Origin of the sequence: Microcoleus sp. B4-C1 (assembly GCF_036705285.1) — a bacterium.
Classification (GTDB): domain Bacteria; phylum Cyanobacteriota; class Cyanobacteriia; order Cyanobacteriales; family Microcoleaceae; genus Microcoleus.
Map to the genome: position 1 here is coordinate 56408 of NZ_JAUBUC010000030.1, position 16887 is coordinate 73294.

Genomic DNA, 16887 nt, shown 5'->3' on the forward strand with positions numbered 1-16887 from the left:
CTCAGCTTGAAAGCTTTCTAATATTGAGACTTAAAACCCATGCTCGATTTAACTAAAGCAGCCAAGGCAATGCAGGGAATGAGCCAACATTTGAATGTGGAAGCGGCTGCCGCTCGCCAACGTTTGGAAGTGGCTCAGAATTTGCTGGTAAAGGCTGCAGCGGAACAGGAAAAATTGGTGGAATTGCAAGAGAATTGGCGCGATCGCACTTTATTTAATGCTGCCACCCCGATCGAGCCCTTAGACGATCGCACCTACATCACCGCACCCCCCGCCTCTCACACAGTCTTTGCCACAGACGGATCGCAAATTTCCCCCAACCATCACGAAATAGCCTACTGCTACCTGCTAAACGTCGGCACAGTCATGCTACACTACGGCCAAAGTCGCCACCCAGTTTTAGACAGCGTACCCGAGGTTTTCTACAAACCCGAAGACTTGTACGGTTCGCGGCAGTGGGGAATTAGAACCGAAGAATGGATGGGATATCGGCGAGCAGTTTCCGAAGCAATTGCCTTAGCAGAAATGGGCTGCAATTGGGCAAAAGTTAACGACAATAAATTACCCGCGCCAGCTTTAGCAATGGTAGACGGTTCCCTGATTTATTGGTTTTTGGAACAGTTACCCAGCGAAGCGCGCGATCAAATTTTGCTGCCAATTTTAGAATCTTGGGACAAGTTGCGTTTAGCAGGAATTCCCCTTTTAGGATACTTAAGCGCTTCTCGCAGCAGCGAAAGCTTATCTTTTTTGCGGTTTGAAGCTTGCACCCACGAAGTACCCGACTGCATGACAAATTGCCCCAACGTCGGATTTGCCGCCACAATTTCTTTCGCCGAAAAAGCACCTTGTCAAGAATTTGAACCCTTGCGGGATGCCATATTGTGGGCAACAATCCTGTCACCGGGACAAAGAAGCCCTTTGTGGAAATCCCAAGCTCGAATTTTAGATTTGTACGGCATTAATTCCGTCTATTTCTGTTACGTTCATGTTGGCACAGAAATTGCTAGAATAGAAGTGCCGGAATGGGTAGCACAAGATACAGCACAGCTAGATTTAGCATTAGGAATGATGCTGGCTCAAGTACACAAAGGCGGCGGCTATCCGGTGACGCTAGCAGAAGCTCATAATCAAGCGGTAGTCACGGGGGGCGATCGAACTCGCTTTTTCGCTTTGTTAGAGCAGCAAATGATTAAAGCCGGCTTAAAAAATGTCGGAATTTCTTATAAGGAAACACGGAAGCGCGGCAGTATTGCTTAAAGTAATAAGTACAGTCCTGGACGCAGAAAGCGGGTTTTTTACGGAAATACTGAAATTGAGCTTTTAACACAGAGAAAAAACCCGCTTTCTTTGGTATTGATACGTAATTTATGTAGAGTTAAAATAGAGTTAAAATGTTATATGCCAATAGAAATAATTATCTTAATTGCTTCCTTACTTGTATCTTGGCTAGTCTTTAATTGGGCTTTTAAAGTATTGAAAGCCAGCATCGGGACAGCGATTGGTTTAGCAGCAATTGTGCTGGCGATGCAGTTATTGTTTGGCATCGGCCCAAATCAGCTTTTCCAACATATAATTCACTTGCCGGAAACCCTGGGGAAAATAATTTCAGGCAAGTGAGCCGATTTTAGATTTTAGATTTTAGATTCTTTTAGATACCCGACTTCTTCAAGAAGTCGGGTATCTGGGTATTCGGATAATTTTCCCTCTTATCGATAATTCATCCGTGTATCCGTGTCAAAATCCGTGTCGTGCTTTCCTTCATATACTCACATCTTGCACCATTCTCAAGAACAGGCTTTTCGGCCTGTTCCACAAAGAGTGAATTGTCTTGTGGAACAGGCCGAAAAGCCTGTTCATAAAAAGCTTATTGAGAAGGGTGCAACATCTCAGTATATTAACTTCCCAGCATTTGCAAATTGTACAAACTGGCATACAAACCTTCTAGCTGCAACAACTCTTCGTGGCTGCCAGACTCTACTAACAGCCCGCGTTTGAGCACTAAAATACGATCGACATTTCGGATAGTCGAGAGCCTGTGGGCAATAATTATCGCCGTTCTGTCCGCCATCAAACGCTCTAGAGCTTCTTGAATTAAAGCTTCCGTCCCCACATCCAAACTAGCAGTTGCCTCGTCTAGAACTAAAATACTGGGATTGCGAATAGCGGCGCGAGCAAACGCTAATAATTGCTTTTGTCCCCCCGAAAGATTGGTTCCCCGTTCCCGCAATTGCGTATCATAACCTTGAGGCAACTGTTCGATTAAACGGGCAACATTTGTCTTTTCTGCTGCTGCTTGAATTTCCTCAATCGAGTAACTTTCTCCCAGGCTGATATTGCTCTTCACGTCACCAGCAAATAGAAAGCCATCTTGGATAATCACGCCTATGTGCCTGCGTAACTCTGCTTGAGGCAAATCCCGAATATCGACATGATTAACCAGAATCCTTCCTCGGCTAGGTTCGTAAAGGCGGCACAGGAGACGGATAATTGAACTTTTGCCCGCACCGGTGGGGCCAACTAATGCTACTTTTTCGCCGGATTTGATGGTGAAATTGAGGTTTTGCAGCACATATTCGTCTTGTTTGTAAGCAAACCACACGTTGTCAAATTGGATTTCTCCCGATTCTGAATTCTGGGATTTGGCATTTTCTCCTCCCCTAAGCTTCGGGGGGTTGGGATTGTTAGGCACTAAACGATATTCTGAACTTGCTGGATTTTGATGATTATCTGCCAATTCTCGATCGAACGGAGACAAGTTGTAAGCCGTTGCCTCTGGATGTCCAGTTATCAACAACGGTGAATAACCTGCCCTTCTTCCTTCTTCCCTCTTCCCTCTGGCTTCAAACATCCGTGTATCCGTGTCAAAATCCGTGTTGTGCCCTTCCTTCTTCCCGCTAGTTGGATCTTTAATTTCGATCGGTTCATTGAGAATATCGCTAATGCGTTCGACAGCGGTAAATCCTGCTTGAATTGCCGTGAATTTCTCCGCAAATTGCCGCAGCGGATCGAAGAGACGCTGAGCAAATAAAATGAATGCCGAGAGAGTACCGAAGTTAAGATTACCAGCTAAAACCCTTTGACCCCCCATCCACAAAACGGCTGCAATCGCCACTAAAGCAATCCATTCTAATGTCGCAGATACGGCTGAGTCGTAAAATATAGTTTTGTCAACTGCTTTAATGTAGCGTTTATTCGTGACGCGAAACAATTCCGAGTTGAATCTTTCGCGGCGGAATAGCTGCACTACGCCAATACCAGTCAAGTTTTCTTGCAGTTGGGCGTTGAGTTCAGAAAGTTCTTCTCTGGTATTGTAATTTGCTATGCGATATTGGTACTGAAAATAAACTATGACAGCGGTAATTGGTATCATCATCAGCACCAACATTAAAGCTAGTTGCCACTGCATAGTAAACATGAAAATGGCAATTACTAAAATTGAAAATAAATCGCTGACAATGCCGATCGCCCCTGAAGAGAAAACCTCTCCCAAAGCTTCCACATCGCTGGTGAGGCGAGTCATCAGTTTACCGACAGGAGTGCGATCGAAAAATCTCACTGCTAGCGATGTGACGTGGGCGAACAAATCATTTCTAATATCTGTAGTAATTATTTGCCCTACTTTCGTGACTAAATAGCCTTGAAGTGATTGCAATGCTAATCTAAGTGTTATAGTTAGCATCAGCAAAATAGCCAAAATATTCAAGGCAGCAGATAGAGGCACTCCCCGCAGGAATTCGTAGGTAGGTTCTGAGCGAATTACCGAAATTGCCTGCCCGATGAGAATCGGTTGAATTGCTCCTGAGACTGCTAGCGGTACTAATAGTGCGATCGCAATAATCAGCAAGCGTTTGCTGCGGGTTGCGTAAGATGCCAACCTCATGAATAACCGCCAGTCTGTTTCCTGGCCGGATTTGTTTTTGGTGTCTGCTACTGGTGAGGAAATTGTCATTGATGGCAAAAACTGTACAATATATGCTAGTTAATAATTGTAACAAATAGAATGAATATTTGGCACTAATATCAGTAACAGGCAAGATGGCTGTTTCACAAAGAGTGTTTTCTTGTAACAGTAGGTTGGGTTGAGGAACGAAACCCAACTAAAATGTTTGTAGCCCGCCAAAGTGGTACTATAATCTAATGTTAAAGGTTATACTGTCATCATGCAAGAGATAGAGACAGCCCGATTGTATCTGAGACAATTTACGCCAGACGACTTAGATGAGCTGTACCGCATCTACAGTGATGCAGAAATAATGAAATACTTGAGAGGAGTTAAAACTATAGAAGAAACAGAAATCGCCATTCATACTATGCTCAAACGTTGGGCAGAAAACAACTTCGGAATGTGGGCTTTAGTACATAAAATAGACCGTAAAATGATTGGTCGCTGCGGACTGGCTTTTCTGGATCAGACACCGGAAGTTGAGCTGGGCTATGCGCTAGACAAAGTTTATTGGAATCAGGGATTGGTGACAGAAGCATCTTTTGCTAGTCTAAACTATGGATTTGAAATATTACAGCTTGAAAGAATAGTTGCGATCGCCCGCCCAGAAAATATCGCCTCCCAGCGGGTGATACAGAAAGTTGGGATGAAATATGAAAAAAATGCTCGTTATTACGAAACCGATGTACTATATTACTCTATTTCGCGAGAAACCTACAATTCAAAAGTAGTTTTGTAAGGCGTGCGTTGCACACCTTACTGCGTTTAAATTACTCACATTGCAATTTGTCATTATTTCCTGCTGACAACTACGAAGTTTTTTGCAATTGCTTGTTGACTTTTTGAATTTTCTTAGCAAAATACTCTTGTCTGTGTCCCAATTTTTTAGCCACGTCCAACCCTTTTTGATAGGATTCCAAAGCTTTATCGTAAGCCTTCATCTCTTGATAAACTTGACCGATATTGTCATAAGTGTTCATCAATCCGTAGAAATTGTAAGCCCGCTCTTCTAACAGCAACTGCATTTGATAAATTCGCAAAGTCGGCTCCCACTGCTTTTGCGCTCGATAAAGTAAAGCTAATTTATCCAAAGCTTCGCTAGCTTGGGCATACTGTTGAATGGGGACAGCTAAATTGTAGGCTTCCTGATAGTATTGAGCTGCTAAATTGATTTGACCTATGGTTTGGTAATCGCTGGCGATCGCAATTTTGAGCGGAGGTATAGCGCTGGGATTTTGCAAGTTAAGATACACTGATGCTAGTTTTTCCCTAGCTGCGATCGCCTTTAGGGGTTGTTTCGACTGTTGGTAAACATAGGCCAACTGTCTCAGAGTATCTACCTCAGTTGGAGGAGTTACAGGCTGCGGCGGCGCACCGTTTCCCGCCACAACAGCAGAATTTTGCACAGCAGAATTAGCAGCAAATAAATCGCGGTTTTCCTGAATTAAAGTTGCCAATTCCTCATAGACGGGAGCAGCTTTATCGTAACTCAACCAATTGATGTGAATTAGCCCGATCGCCTTCAAAATCTGACCTTGGGCCAATATATCTTGGTTTTGGCGCGCATTTTCGAGAATTTCTTGGTAAACTTCTACAGTCGGGCCTTTAGCGCGCACCTGCTGAAAAGCCGCAGCGAAGGCGGGTAGCAACTCAGTATTAAGTGGTACTTGGGATTTGACTTCTTTTTGAATTGCTTGCAACCGTTTAGTAATAAGCTGTAGTTCCAGGTTTTTACCGTTACTCCAAGCAACACTTCCCACCCGACTCAAAGCAGCAATTTCCGCCGCCGGGCCCAGATACCTCCGCAGTCGCAATTCTCGGAACCAAATTTCAAAAGCACCCGCGCCGTCTCCAGCTTGCAGTTTAGTCGCTGCTTCTAAGTTTAACTCTTCCAAAGCCGCTGTCAGTTCCTCCCGCTGAGTGCTGCTCAAAGATTCGTTAGCGGGAGCTAGGGGATCGGGTGTGGTAATTTCTAGAGGATTAGGAGAAAATTGATCGAGGCCTGGTGGATTAGTTTGGGCGCTAGCAATAGAACCAGCACACAGCCACAAGAAAAGCAAGCACCCAATTGGCACAGAACTTCTCATTCTTAAAATTTGGTTGCCGCGATTCGGCATCTCTTCTGGAAACATCAAGTTTTGCATATCTACAAAACGGTATAAATTATGTCACAAAGATGGCACAAAAGCAAACTGTTCAACAAGAGCAACAAAATAAAAGTCACCGCACTGAGCAATTATTGGGATTTAAAGACGCTGGGCGATCCTCTTCGTTGGCGTAGCCCCCGTAGGGGCGGGCTTCGCCAACGTATTTTACGCTTATTTAGTCTAGCCCTAATTCTCTTAACTGTTTGCACAGCTTGCGCCCCCCCTCCCGCAGTTGCAAAAGACCGCTCTTTTCCAGAATTGTCCCTAGAATTTTTGGGCGAGTACGAATTGCCAAAAATGAATTTTGAAGGAGTACCCGTCGGCGGTTTGTCAGGAATTACCTACGATCCCAAAGGTATTAGCGCAGTCACTTCCAAAGCTTATCGCTTTTACGCTCTTTCCGACGACCCCAGCGAAAACGGAGAAGCCAGATTTTACAGTCTCCGACTCGACCTCACATCAAGTGACCCCGGCAACATTCGCCTGAAAAAAGTTACCGTTGACGGCGTTACCTCCCTCAAAAAATCAGACGGTGAAACCTTCTCTTGGGGTTCCATAAATCCCGAAGGCATCGCCCTTTCTCCCCGCAATTCAGTATTTGTCGCCAGCGAAGGCGTTACTCATGTGGGCATCCCTCCTTTTCTCGGAGAATTTGACCTCCAAACAGGGAAAATGCGGGGAAATTTGCCGATACCAAAGCGCTATATTCCCGATGCCAGCGATGAAAAACAGCAGCAAGGAGTGGTGGACAATTTAGGTTTTGAATCTTTAACTATCGACCCAGAAACCTTTAGTCCGGGCGGTCTTGATCCGTTTCGTTTGTTCGCAGCTACGGAAGCCCCGTTAATGCAAGATTTAGACCCCGAACAGGCAAGCAAACTCCGTCTTTTACATTATATCATCGTCGATAAAACGCCGCAATTAGTCTCGGAAAATCTTTACACACTAGACCAGGTTCCCATGACTATTTTGAACGGTTTAACAGAATTAGTGACAATCGGTGGCGGTCAGATTCTGAGTTTAGAACGTTCTTTTGGCCTGTCGGGATACAGCGCTAGGATTTATCAAGTAGCGGTTGGGGCGGCTACAGATACTTCGAGAATCCAGAGTTTTAAAGGACGAGTGGCCGTCGAACCTGTTAAGAAAAAGTTGCTGCTAGACTTAAGCCAACTCGGAATTCCGCTGTACAATTTAGAGGGGATGACCCTCGGCCCGCGCTTGCCAGATGGCAGCCAGAGTTTAGTTTTGGTCAGCGATGACAATTTTGATGAAGCGCAGAAAACTCAGTTTATCTTGTTGAGTTTGAAGGGCAAAGGTTAAGTCAGAAGGGCGGGCTAGAAGCCCACCCCACCCCACAAAAAGATTTATTCTTTGTGAAACAGGCCCGCAAGCCTGTTGAGGAAAACCGTACAATAAAATTCACTCTTTGTGGAACAGGCATCTTGCCTGTTGATAAAAAAGTTAAATCAAATTTATCCAAATATAAAACCCCCTAATCATGCCAAGTCGTAACACTTTGCACTTACCAGAAATCGAGCTTTCATACCTAGAATGGCAGCCAGAAACAGGGAAAACCAAAGTTCCGCGTTTGCTATTGTTACATGGTTTAGCAGATAGTGCGTGTGTCTGGACTAGCTTGGGCAATTACTTGTCCAACCGCTATCATATTGTAGCGCCAGATATGCGCGGTCACGGAGAGAGTAGCAAACCGAAAACAGGCTATACTTTTGAAAGTGCGATCGCAGATTTAGAAGCTTTGATGGCACATCTCAACTGGCCTGACGCCCACATTTTAGGACATTCTTGGACGGGAAAACTAGCACCGATTTGGGCGAGGCAAAATCCCGATCGCTTTTGCAGTATGATTTTAGTAGACCCCATCTTCATCACCAAACTTCCCGCCGCGATGAAACTCACCCTGCCAATTGTTTACCGAAAATTAGACTGTCTCAAATGTGTGGGCCCCTTTGCGACTTTATCCCAAGCAGAAGCAGCAGCTAAACAATCGGGAGAATTCGCAGATTGGAGTGATGTGCAGCAAATGGTATTCCAACAGCAAATCGAACCAAAATCCGACGGAAATTGGGGCAGTAAATTTGCGATTGCAGCCAGAAATCAGATATTTTCAGAAGTGATGAAAGTTGCCGGTTTAACTGAAAATATTGAGATACCAACTTTGTTTGTACAGCCGGAAAAAGGCGTAAATCGCATGGCTTGGCAAATGCAGCCATACAAGAGATATTTGAAAAATCTTACTGTTGCAAAAGTACCGGGGAATCACTGGTCTTTTTTGACTCAACCGGAAACTTTTAATCAAACTGTGGCAGATTTTTTAGAGGGTACAAGACAGTGAATGTAGAAATTATCGCACATCGGGGATTTTCAGCGATCGCCCCTGAGAATACTTTAGCAGCTTTTGAACTGGCGATCGCCCGTGGAGCTCATTCGATCGAATTTGACATCCAGCTATCCGCCGACAACGTACCAGTGATTTTTCACGACGCCACATTAGATAGAATCACTGGAGTTTCTGGCAAAGTTAGGGAAACAACCCTGTCTCAATTGCAGACACTTAATGCGGGAAAATGGTTTAGCGATGAATTTTCACAAGAAAAAATTCCTACCTTAAAAGAATCATTAGCTATCCTCAAAAATGTTGATAAATTTCTTTACTTTGATGTCAAGCCACACTGCGAGTGGTCGGATGCAGATGTCGCGGATTTTGTCAATAGTTTGAAGGGCAAAAAAATCCAACATAAATGCGTTATTACCTCCTTTAACGATGGATTTCTGGAACAAGTGCGGCGGCTATCTGGCGATTTGGCGATCGGACACATTGTTGCTAATCTAGAAGCATACAAAACTCAATTAGCTCAAGCTGTGGCGCATCGGGATAATTTGATTAGCAGCCAGTACCGCGTGTTGCTGGAAAACCCCGCACTAATTCCAGAAAGCCGGAGTCAGGGAGTTGACATTGTAGCCTGGACGGTGGACGATCGAGCGGATATGCAAAAGTTAATTGATTTGGGTATAACGCGGATAGTCACTAATTGTTTGATATAATTTGTTTAACTTGATATCTTGCACCATTATCAATAACGGGCTCTCCGGCCCGTTCCACAAAACTCAATATATCTTGCACCATTATCAAGAACGGGCTCTCCGGCCCGTTCCACAAAACTCAATTATATAGATGAATTACTTTCGCAAAAGCATCCACGAAATGTCTGGCTATGTGCCGGGAGAACAGCCACCGCTAGGCACAAAAATTATTAAATTAAATTCTAATGAAAATCCCTATCCGCCTTCTCCCAAAGCCTTAAAAGTGCTTGAGGAAATAGACGGAGAAATGCTGCGGCGCTATCCAGATCCAACGGGCAAAAGTTTCCGCATTGCTGCTAGTAAAGTTTTAGGAGTACCTGACGATTGGATTGCGGTAGGTAACGGCAGCGACGATTTATTAAACTTGATAGTTCGCGCTGTCGGCGAATCTGGTAAACCAGTTGTTTGTCCCGCGCCTACCTATGTATTGTACCGCACTTTGGCAGAAATTCAAGAGGCAGAATTTGTCGAAGTTCCTTATCCCGACGACTACAAGTTACCAGTCGATTTATTAATAGCAGCCAGAGGGGCAGTAACCTTTGTAGCTTCGCCAAACAGTCCATCGGGAACAGCCATATCTGTTGCAGATTTGGAGAAGCTGGCTAAAGAGTTATCGGGCATTCTTGTCATCGACGAAGCTTATGTAGATTTCGCCGAAGAAAATGCTTTGAACTTGACAGAAACGTACAGTAATGTTATAGTTTTGAGAACGCTTTCAAAAGGTTATTCCCTCGCAGGGTTGAGGCTGGGTTTGGCCATAGCAAATCCGGCGCTGCTGGCAGAATTAAATAAAATCAAAGACAGCTATAATGTGGATGCTTTAGCCTATGCAGTGGGGGCAGCGGCGATCGCAGATCAAGACCACAAAACAGCCAACGCCGAAAAGATTAAGGCTTCGCGAGCAAAACTAGCCGTTAGTTTCCAGGAATTAGGCTTTGACGTTTGGCCCTCGCAAACCAACTTTTTGTTAGTTAGGCCACCAAACGGCGATGCAGAAAGGATCTATCAAACACTGAAATTACGGGGAATATTGATTCGATACTTCAATCAGCCTCAATTAGAAGACAAATTGCGGATTAGTATAGGTACGGAGGAACAGAATCAAATCTTAGTTAAAACTTTGAAAGAAATCCTATAAAGAGCGATCGCACTAAAATTATTTGCTAGTAAGGACTTTAGTCCTCTGATTTTTATGAGGACTAAAGTCCTTACTACACACAGCTTGATTACGGATAATTATTAGGATTATCAATCGCCAACCCTTCTGAATGAGCAATATTCAGCAATCGATTGTCCGCCGAAACAAAAACCAGTTGAGTATCTGGCACGGAAACGAGAGTAGATTGAACGCGCAAAGCTGACGCTAATTGCAAAGCATCATAAGCCCGCAGCGGGTTTTGCATCACCAGTGCGCCCGCTGTTTCTATCAAAGTGCGATCGACTTCAAGAACTTCATACTGGTTGTCAAAATCCGTGCGAAAATCTCCCATAAGTTGGTCAACCTCATCGGCAGATAGAGTACCCTCTCGTTGACGGCGTGAAAAAGCGCTGCACACCTCCACCCAAGTAATTTGAGAAATCGCGAGAAAGTTAGCTGCTGTAGGAACAGTAATTGATTGAATCCAATTACTTCCCAATTCAGGCACATACCGTTTAACCAAAGCGCTGGTGTCTAAGAAATAGGCATTTACCACGGGCCGCGATCCTCAATAACGATTTCAGAAAGAGGTTTCCCCACTCTTCCCTTGAGTTTTTCAAACAGTTCGCGCCGCTTTTGTTCTGCGGCTGCATCTAGCTTAAACTGTTTTGTTGGTAAACCCATCAATTTTCGTAAATCCATCAACTTAATCGACTTTTCGCGATCGCCCTTGAGTTCTTCCGGTAAAACTTCCGCTACAATTGTGATTTCCACAGTTTCCCCATCATTCAATGACAAAGGACTCAAGGGACGAAAAACCCCGTTTTCGTACACAGCAGTAATAGTTTCTGGCATAATTAGCCTCTTAATTAAATGCTTTGACTTATTGTACTTCTTTTAATTACTTCGTTGCCACCACAGCCAAATTCCAAGCCAAGCGCTTCATCAAAGGCAACTTCTTCAAAAATCCATCCCACCCTTCTAATCGAGAATATTCCGGTTTCAATCTCTCTTGTTCAATGATAATCTTTTTCCAATAACGCTCCTCATTTGGATGCACTTTTTCTATCAAATAAAAGCGCAAAAAAATCCAAAGCGATGTCAGCCAAAACGTATCATAAGCCGTCTCGGAAAACAAAGATTGAACAAGTTTCACAATATTAATATCCAAAGGACTTTCATCCTCCGTCCGCACCTCAGTAGCCATCCTGCGGTAAACATTAATCACGGGATTGTGCTTCATCGGGTCCCAAAAACAAGCTTTACCCCCAGGCTTCAGCACCCGGTGCATTTCGCGAATTGCCTTTTCAGGTTCCGGCAAATGGTGCAGCAAATTAGAAGCGTAGACAATATCAAAACTGTTGTCGGGGAAATCCATAGCCATTGCATTTACAGTGCAGCCGTCTATTTTGACGCCGTTTTTCTCTGCCAATTTCAGAGCAACTTCTACCATACCCTGAGAATAGTCCGCCGCCACACAATGCGCGCCTTTTTTAGCAAAATAAACGCTATTTTCTCCCGCGCCACAGCCTAAATCTAACAGGCGTTTGCCTGTAATATCGCCCATTTGCTGGACTATAAATCTATTTTCTGGGGCGGTACAAGCTTCAAAGTAATCATTGACTTGAATGCCGTCAATATCGATTGTGGATGCCCAAGCATCGTGGAATTGCCGCTCTTTTTTTAAGGTTTCGTCTTGCATTTTTCAAGAGTAGGTTATTAGTAAAAAAAAGTAATTTTAAACCGCAGATAAACCCGGATCAAGGCAGATTAATTGAGAGTTATCTGCTTCGCTCTGGGTTCGTCTGCGGTTTGTTTCAAGAAAAATGGCTGACAATAAATTTATCAGCGCTGTGCTTTTGCAACAACTTGATTTCCGATCGCAGTTTGCTGTTCCGAGGATTTTTCAGTAGTATGCTGCAATGCCTGATACAGGCGATTTAAAGCGCTGATGTATGCTTCTGCGGAGGCTACGATAATGTCGGTATTTGCTGAGTGACCGGAAAATACTTTGCCTTCGTGCCGCAAGCGAATTGTTACTTCGCCGATCGCATCAATTCCCGCTGTTACCGATTGTACAGAAAACTCTATCAACTCGTTCGGTACGTTTACCACCCGGTTAATTGCCCTGTAAATCGCATCCACAGGCCCAGTGCCGATCGCAGCATCGGTCAATTCTTCGCCCGCCGGATTCCGCACAGTGACAGTTGCTGTCGGCCGCGATTTGTCACCGCAAGAAACTTGCACCAATTCTAACCGGAAAAGTTCCGGTGCTTGGTGCGCTTCGTTATTGGCGATCGCCTCTAAATCCCAATCAGTAATCTCTTTTTTCTTGTCTGCCAAATCTTTAAACTTGACAAAAGCCTTATTTAGCTCATCGTCTGCCATTTCAAAACCCAACTCTTTCAAGCGAGTGTGAAAAGCGTGGCGGCCGGATAATTTGCCCAAGACGATTTGATTTTCAGTTAAGCCGATCGACTCAGCGTCCATAATCTCGTATGTCCGCTTATTTTTGAGCACTCCGTCTTGGTGAATTCCCGACTCGTGAGCGAAAGCATTTGCTCCCACAATCGCCTTATTTGGCTGCACCAACATCCCCGTCAAATTGGAAACCAAGCGGGAAGTTTTGTAAATTTGGCGCGAGTCAATATTTGTCAGCGGTTCCTCAGAATCCGCAGGCCGGCCCAAGAACGGATTATAATATTGGCGTCGCACGTAAAGCGCCATTACCAACTCTTCCAGAGCTGCATTTCCCGCCCGTTCGCCAATCCCGTTAATCGTGCATTCTAACTGTCTGGCGCCATTTTTCACAGCTTCCAAAAAGTTAGCAACAGCCAATCCTAAGTCATTGTGACCGTGCACCGAAATAATTGCGCGATCGATATTCGGCACATTTTCCTTAATTCCGCGAATCAAAGCCCCAAACTCGCTCGGAGTCGTGTAGCCGACAGTATCGGGAATATTAACAGTAGTCGCACCCGCTGCGATCGCCCGTTCTAGAACCTGATACAAAAACTCCGGTTCCGAGCGACAAGCATCTTCCGGCGAAAACTCCACATCATCCACAAAAGACTTAGCGTAAGCCACCATTTCCGGCACAATTTCCAGAACCTCAGCCCGCGTCTTTTTCAGCTTATACTCCAAGTGAATATCGGACGTAGCCAGAAACGTATGAATTCGCGAATTTACGGCGGGTTTGAGAGCCTCGGCTGCTGTTTTAATATCCTCCTTTCTCGCCCTTGCTAAACCGCAAATTGTCGGCCCATTTTCCGTGCCAACCGATCGGGCTATTTTTTGGACTGCCTCGAAATCTCCTGTGCTGGTGAAAGGGAAACCCGCTTCAATCACATCCACGCCCAATCTCGCTAACTGGCGGGCGATAGTTAGCTTTTCATCCACATTTAGAGATGCACCCGGAGATTGTTCTCCGTCCCGCAAAGTCGTATCGAAAATAATAATCCGGTCTTGACTTGGTTGAGTTTTCATAGCTCTACAAAAGTGTTTTCCTGATTTTTACTTGTCCGTTTTTATGGATTTTTAGTCTCCAGTCAGTCGATTTTAGATTTTAGATTTTAGATTTGAGATTTGAGATTTACTCCACAGATGAATCTGGGAACTTGAACCTTAGTCTAAAATTTTGGGCTACTGGTGGCTCCTATCGGAAAGCAAGTATGCGTTTTTTGGCGGGAGCACCAGTCCCGTGTTTCGCGCCAATAACGAATAATTAATAACCCATAACCCATAACCCATAACTGCTGACTAATAACTACTAACTAATGACTAATGACTAATGACTAATAACTACTAACTACTGACTAATAATCCATCTTCTCGATATGTTCCCTAATTTCATTTAGGTCTATATACCTATCTGTAGCATTTCGTAACTCTCTAGCAATCATTCCTTCGGTGGATACCACAGTAATATGAGTATTTTTCGAGCGGAGCAGCTCGATCGCCCTCTCAAAATCCCCATCCCCGCTAAACAGCACAACTTGGTCGTATTGATCCACGGTATTAAACATATCAACCACAATTTCTATGTCTAAATTAGCCTTTTGAGAATATCTGCCCGAAGCATCGTCGTAATATTCCTTAAGAATTTTAGTGCGAACCGTGTAACCTAGACTGATCAAAGCATCTCGAAATCCCCTTTGATCTTGGGGGTCTTTCAGACCCGTATACCAGAAAGCATTGATCAAGATGACATTCGGCTGCGAAGTTTTGAAATATTCGAGCACCCTGCGAGGATCAAAAAACCAACCGTTCTTTTGTTGAGCGTAGAACATATTGTTCCCGTCCACAAAAATAGAAAGGCGGTTCATTAAGTTTGTCATAGAAACTTAGACCTAATAATTGTAGAAAGAAGTTAATCTAAATATCACATTTTAGCAACATGGAGCTAACTGAGGCAATAGATTAGACTTCAGAAAACTCCATCTCCCCAGTATTTCATATTTTCGGCTCTACCGCCAGAGGGTTCTTTTAACCCTGCTTGCTTTTGAGCGAGGGGCCCTCACAAACTATACGCCTAGTAACTCAATACCGACTGCCGTGTCAAGGTTAAGGGCGTCTTCAAACTACCGCGCCCACCGCCCTACCGCCAAGCAGGCATACGCCCAGCGCATAGCAGTAGATGTTGCTCCCCTGATTTCATAGCGCAGACTACCTCCGCTCAAGCCTTTTTGCTTTCAAGAGCCCAGCGAGCTAACTCTGTCCGGTTGTGCAGACCTGTTTTGCCCAGCATATTGCTGACGTGGCTTTCGATAGTCCGCTGGCTGACATTCATCACGTCTGCGATCTGGCGGTTTGCCATACCCTGCGCTAGCAACTGTACCACCTTTAACTCAGTGGGAGTCAATTCGACATTGCGGCGCGCCTTAATTTTTGGGCCACTCTCCATACCGGGATTTGAGTGACGAATCAAGCGGGATGCTGCTTTCAGAGAAGATTCCACTTGGGCTACCAGTTCTTCTGGTTCAAAAGGCTTGACTATATAAACGTCAGCGCCCGTGCTCAAGCCTTTTACTCGGTCTGAACTTTGACCTTTTGCGGACAAGAAAAGAACCGGAATCCAGCTCGTGCGCGGGTCTTCTCTGATGTGTTTGACTAAAGTGTAGCCGTCCATTTCCGGCATCATCACGTCGCAGATCATCAAGTCGGGAACTTCTTGTTCTAGTTTTTCCAGAGCGTCTCTGCCGTTTTCTGCTGTAATGACGTTGTAACCCCGAAACTCCAAGTAGTCTTTGACCAGCAAGATCAAATTGGGGTCGTCGTCAACCAGCATCAGCCGTTTTTGTTCTCCTGAATTATTGTCCTTTGTCATGTTTATTCCCGCTAAAGTATCCCGCACACTTCCTTGTTTTCACTTCTGTTTTTTCGGTCAGTCCCCCGCCACCCGGCTGGGAGTGGAGGACGACGATCGACTGAAGGGATGGCGGTGAGGGAAAGCGGGGCGGGTATTACCGCTTTCCAACCTATAATCGACGGCTGTTTGTGAGTGTCTTACGACCTGGAACGCAGCCCAAACCTGTAATCGACGATCGCCCTGTCAAGATCAGCCTTGATTGATTGCAGATTCCCTAACAGAGCGCAAGTTAAATATCTTTAATCTCGATGGTTCAATTTCAGGTTAATGCCCCGGTTTTAAATGATACTTCTGATATAGAGAAATTTAAGCAGACTCCCTACTTACGTATTTAACTGTTTCTAGTGTAGTTTGGCAACCTGCTTAGTGTCTGCCACTGAGAAATTTTTGCACAAAATTTCTCAGTTCCTGCGATCGATTTTTTTTACTGTACCTTTTGAGAAACACAAGGAACACGGGAAGCCGCACCAGCAAGACAAGAACCTAACTACAGTTTTATTGAGCTGTAGCAGGTGCGATCGCCAGGACGCGAAACTGTCTCAATTTTTCACCCTTAACCTTAAATTTAACACTTTACCTATAACCCTGTACTTTAAACAGCGCTACACTTAAATGTTTGGCTGGGTCTCAGCAGGCACAGGCAAAGGATGAGTCAAGAAAGCGTATTCTTGAACCACCTTTGAGTTTAGGAGATGTTCCTGAATAATTCTCTCAATCACGGGTGGAGTAACGTCGCGATACCACACTCCGTCTGGATAGACTACCATAATCGGGCCAGACGCGCACACTCGCAGGCAATTGGCTTTCGTGCGAAAGACGCAGGTTGGTCGAGTGGCACTTGGCTTGTCCAACCCCAATTCTTGCAAGCGTTTTTTTAAGTAATTCCACGCCTCCAGACTGGTTTGCCGATCGCAGCACTTGGGCACGGTTTGGTCGGCACAGATAAAAATATGCCGCTCGATTTGAGGGATTCCCAGGCTTTGGACGCAAGCGCTCAAGCCTTGGCTGCAAGATTCCATGTTATTTTCTGTCATTCTCTTCATCAATCAAAAATAATTGGTTAGCGATCAAAAGTCATCATCACAGCCTCCAATCCCAGGGCTGTTTCATTCTCACCAAAAACATGAATTTTGTAGGGGTAGTGCCCCCGTGCCTACCCCCCCGTGCCTACCCCCCCGTGCCTACCCCC

Annotated in this window: 16 protein-coding genes; 7 read left to right on the plus strand and 9 right to left on the minus strand. The window is 44.8% G+C overall.

Features of this window, described 5'->3' with window-relative positions; genetic code table 11:
• Window positions 1–39: 39 nt before the first annotated feature.
• Together QUB26_RS14300 and QUB26_RS14305 are read left to right on the plus strand one after the other, a co-directional pair.
• Window positions 40–1257, plus strand: a complete 1218-nt coding sequence (locus QUB26_RS14300) for a DNA double-strand break repair nuclease NurA (protein ID WP_333243035.1) — start codon at window positions 40–42, stop codon at window positions 1255–1257.
• A gap of 141 nt (window positions 1258–1398) precedes the next feature.
• The gene (locus QUB26_RS14305) at window positions 1399–1617 is read left to right on the plus strand and encodes a hypothetical protein (RefSeq protein WP_333053030.1); all 219 of its coding nucleotides are present in this window, start codon (window positions 1399–1401) and stop codon (window positions 1615–1617) included.
• Between the two features lie 277 nt (window positions 1618–1894).
• On the opposite strand, the gene QUB26_RS14310 is transcribed toward QUB26_RS14305, so the two are convergent.
• On the minus strand, window positions 1895–3949 hold the full coding sequence (locus QUB26_RS14310; RefSeq protein WP_333318529.1) for an ABC transporter ATP-binding protein: 2055 nt from the start codon (window positions 3947–3949) through the stop codon (window positions 1895–1897).
• A gap of 211 nt (window positions 3950–4160) precedes the next feature.
• Here QUB26_RS14310 and QUB26_RS14315 point away from each other — a divergent pair, with 211 nt between their 5' ends.
• Window positions 4161–4682 carry a GNAT family N-acetyltransferase gene (locus tag QUB26_RS14315; RefSeq protein ID WP_333318532.1) on the plus strand — a complete coding sequence of 174 codons (522 nt, stop codon included), beginning with the start codon at window positions 4161–4163 and terminating at the stop codon, window positions 4680–4682.
• A gap of 70 nt (window positions 4683–4752) precedes the next feature.
• On the opposite strand, the gene QUB26_RS14320 is transcribed toward QUB26_RS14315, so the two are convergent.
• On the minus strand, window positions 4753–6087 hold the full coding sequence (locus QUB26_RS14320) for a tetratricopeptide repeat protein (RefSeq protein WP_333318534.1): 1335 nt from the start codon (window positions 6085–6087) through the stop codon (window positions 4753–4755).
• 21 nt (window positions 6088–6108) lie between these two features.
• Here QUB26_RS14320 and QUB26_RS14325 point away from each other — a divergent pair, with 21 nt between their 5' ends.
• The 4 genes from QUB26_RS14325 (at window position 6109) to hisC (ending at window position 10330) form a co-directional block, all read left to right on the plus strand.
• Window positions 6109–7410, plus strand: coding sequence for an esterase-like activity of phytase family protein (locus QUB26_RS14325; protein ID WP_333318536.1), 1302 nt, complete (start codon window positions 6109–6111; stop codon window positions 7408–7410).
• A 178-nt stretch (window positions 7411–7588) separates the two neighbouring features.
• Complete coding sequence (locus QUB26_RS14330) at window positions 7589–8443, plus strand: alpha/beta hydrolase (protein WP_333244249.1); 855 nt, start codon at window positions 7589–7591, stop codon at window positions 8441–8443.
• Entirely contained in the window at window positions 8440–9153 is a 714-nt protein-coding gene (locus QUB26_RS14335; protein WP_333318538.1) for a glycerophosphodiester phosphodiesterase family protein, read from the plus strand. Before QUB26_RS14330 ends, QUB26_RS14335 begins: the two co-directional genes overlap by 4 nt.
• Window positions 9154–9283: 130 nt before the next feature.
• Window positions 9284–10330 carry a histidinol-phosphate transaminase gene (hisC, locus tag QUB26_RS14340; protein ID WP_333318540.1) on the plus strand — a complete coding sequence of 349 codons (1047 nt, stop codon included), beginning with the start codon at window positions 9284–9286 and terminating at the stop codon, window positions 10328–10330.
• Between the two features lie 88 nt (window positions 10331–10418).
• On the opposite strand, the gene QUB26_RS14345 is transcribed toward hisC, so the two are convergent.
• From QUB26_RS14345 to QUB26_RS14375, 7 genes are all read right to left on the minus strand, one after another.
• Window positions 10419–10886, minus strand: coding sequence for a type II toxin-antitoxin system VapC family toxin (locus QUB26_RS14345; protein WP_333318542.1), 468 nt, complete (start codon window positions 10884–10886; stop codon window positions 10419–10421).
• Entirely contained in the window at window positions 10880–11185 is a 306-nt protein-coding gene (locus QUB26_RS14350; protein ID WP_333318544.1) for an antitoxin family protein, read from the minus strand. Before QUB26_RS14350 ends, QUB26_RS14345 begins: the two co-directional genes overlap by 7 nt.
• A 46-nt stretch (window positions 11186–11231) precedes the next feature.
• Complete coding sequence (locus tag QUB26_RS14355) at window positions 11232–12032, minus strand: class I SAM-dependent methyltransferase (protein ID WP_333243064.1); 801 nt, start codon at window positions 12030–12032, stop codon at window positions 11232–11234.
• Between the two features lie 143 nt (window positions 12033–12175).
• Complete coding sequence (locus QUB26_RS14360) at window positions 12176–13816, minus strand: 2-isopropylmalate synthase (protein ID WP_333318546.1); 1641 nt, start codon at window positions 13814–13816, stop codon at window positions 12176–12178.
• Between the two features lie 329 nt (window positions 13817–14145).
• Complete coding sequence (locus QUB26_RS14365; protein WP_006633075.1) at window positions 14146–14667, minus strand: LabA-like NYN domain-containing protein; 522 nt, start codon at window positions 14665–14667, stop codon at window positions 14146–14148.
• A 338-nt stretch (window positions 14668–15005) separates the two neighbouring features.
• Window positions 15006–15656: a response regulator transcription factor gene (locus QUB26_RS14370; RefSeq protein WP_015174512.1), complete on the minus strand. Its 651-nt coding sequence runs from the start codon at window positions 15654–15656 to the stop codon at window positions 15006–15008.
• A 650-nt stretch (window positions 15657–16306) separates the two neighbouring features.
• Window positions 16307–16732, minus strand: coding sequence for a ferredoxin (locus QUB26_RS14375; protein ID WP_333243072.1), 426 nt, complete (start codon window positions 16730–16732; stop codon window positions 16307–16309).
• Between the last annotated feature and the right edge of the window lie 155 nt (window positions 16733–16887).